The following is a 2,734-nucleotide window of genomic DNA, read 5'->3' as shown; positions in this document are numbered from 1 at the left end:
GAGAAAAAGAAGATAGAAGAGGAAGTGTAGGAGCAGATTTAAGTTTAGGCTTAGACAATGAAAGATTTGGAATCACAGCAAGCATAGGCTATGATACAAAAGGAAAGAACAAAAAAGCAGGTTTAGGCTTAAGAATTATCTTCTAGTAGGAAATAAAAATTTTATAAAAAAATAAGAAGAGGAATTGAGTCTGTTGTAAATTAATTTTTTTAAATGCAACAGTCCCAGTTCCTTTTTAATTACCCTAATATTCAAATCTTACTTCTATTTCACTTATATTATAAGTTCTAATATTATTTAATAAAAATAATTTGACTTATAAAGTAATATGTGGTATAAGAAATAAGATTTATAAAAGAAAGGGGTATACTATATGAAAAATACACATAAATTTTTAATTTTAAGCGTTTTATTAACTAATCTTTCTTATGGAGCAGAAACTATAAAACTGAAAGAAAGTTATATCAATTCTGACTATGTTGAAATTCAAAAGTTAAAACCAACTAAAAATATCATTGTTATCGAAAAAAAAGATTTCATAGATAAAGGATACAAAAATGTAACAGAAATCTTAGATGATATCCCAAGTATAAATGTTGGGAAATCTGGCTGGGGAAGTATTGATATCAGAGGACAAGGAGAAGGGAGTGCAGATAAGAACTTACAAGTTTTATTAGATGGTGCACCAATTACAAATTTGATAAACCATCCTATGCAAACTAATTATGACATAGTGCCGGTTGAAAATATAGAAAGAATAGAAATAGTACCAAGTGGAGGTTCTATATTATATGGTTCTGGTTCTGCAGGTGGAATTATAAATATTACTACAAATTTAAAAAGATTGGATAGAGGAACAAAGAGTGTGGGATTTAATTATGGAACTAATTTGAAAGAATACAATGTATCTTTAGGACATAATTTAACTGATAAGTTATCTATGCAATTGACCTATACTAATTTAAAAAGAAATCTTTACTTTAAGGATACTTACAGAGATACACAATATTTTTCAGGTGGCTTAAATTATAAAATTAATGATAATCATAGTTTATCATTTAGATATAGTAATTTAGCTGAAGATGGTCAGTTTGTGAGAAGCTTAACTTCTAGAAACTTAAAAAAAGCTGAAAAAAACTATGTTCCAAAAACACAAAAAATAACTATAGGTCTTGATAACAAAGGGAAAAAAATATATAAAGAAATTTCCGGTTATTCCAATGCAGAAAGGAAATTAGAATCTTATAATTTTACTTATAATGGAAAATTCAATGATGGAAAGATAGAATACAATGGAGATTTCTTTTATAATAAAGGAAATTTTGATAACTCTAGTCTAGGAAATCAAACAATGTATCATAAAACAAAGGGACTTAAAAATAAACTAAGCTTTAATTATGGAGAAAGCTCTTCTTTTGAAGGAAGTAGTATATTATTTGGAGCAGACTATTATGTTCAAAGTGCAGATCTTCATTATGATGATTATAAATTTAATAGAAAAACAAGAAAATACTATGTAAGACCTCTAGCATTTGAATATGATAAAAAAACTGTGGCATTCTATGTACTTAATAATTTAAAATATAAAGACTTTGACTTCTCTCAAGGTATTAGAAAAGACTATACTTACTGGAGCTTTAATAAGGTTGCATCTCAAAATCAAGGAATAGGCACAAGTAAAAGACCTAATACTAACTATGAACTTGCCATTGCATATAACTATAGAGATACCGGAAAAGTCTATATAAGATACGAGAGAAGCTTTACTTCACCTGATGGCTTAGAAATAACAGATGACTTTTCAAAATCAGATATTAAACCAACAAAGGGTAAAGATACAAAATATAATATTTATGAAATAGGTTTAAGAGATAATATAGGCTTTTCTACTGTTATTTTAACAGCTTTCTATAATAAAACAGATAATGAGATGTCTAGAAATTTTGTTTTTGATCCAAGTTTAGGTTTTGGAAGAGAAAGTATAAATATATTGAAGACTAAAAGAAAAGGTTTTGAAGCTTCGTTATCACAAAAGTTTGGTAATTTAACTCTTGAAGAAACTTATTCATATTTAAAAGGCAGTAGAAAATATAATGAAAATGCAAAAAATTATGCAGATAAGGATATAGATTGGACAGACTCAGGACTAAAAAAAGTTCCTAAGCATTCTTTAACCCTAAAAGCAAATTATGCATTTACTGATAGATTTTCTGCTAATATAAAATATAAATATTCCGGGAAATATAGTAATTTTATAAATGAAAGTGATATTCACTTAAAAGAGGAAGAAAAATTTATTGATTCATACTCAACAGTTGATGTGGGACTAGTTTATAAATTTGAAAAAGGCCTTACTCTATCAGCTGGAATAAAAAATATATTTAATAAAAGATACTACGAATATGTGGGGGATGCTAAATATACTGTGCAACCTGCAGAAGAGAGAACTTATTATATGGGAATAAAATATACATTTTAATTAATTATTTATACTTTAATAGATAGATTTATATTCTTGAAGATAAAATTATCTCATTTTAAAGGTCACATCAATTTTTTTATAAAACTTAAAAATTATCCAAAAAAACAGTAAAAGGGACTGTTGCAAATTAAAAAATTAAGTCCCAAAAGAAAAAAGGCACTAAAATTTTTTATAATTTAGTGTCTTTTTTAATTAAGAAAAGAAGAGCTTAGATTTTTCAATCTAAAACTCCTCTTTAGCTTATAATTTTAC

Annotated in this window: 1 protein-coding gene; it reads left to right on the top strand. The window is 26.5% G+C overall.

Going from position 1 to position 2,734, the window contains the following annotated elements; translation table 11 throughout:
• The first annotated feature begins 373 nt into the window (after positions 1-373).
• Entirely contained in the window at positions 374-2,479 is a 2,106-nt protein-coding gene (locus Q4A58_RS08005; protein ID WP_303118152.1) for a TonB-dependent receptor, read from the top strand.
• Positions 2,480-2,734: the final 255 nt, after the last annotated feature.

Source organism: Fusobacterium sp. (assembly GCF_030528405.1).
Lineage (GTDB): Bacteria > Fusobacteriota > Fusobacteriia > Fusobacteriales > Fusobacteriaceae > Fusobacterium.
This window is presented reverse-complemented; position numbering and strand designations above follow the sequence as displayed.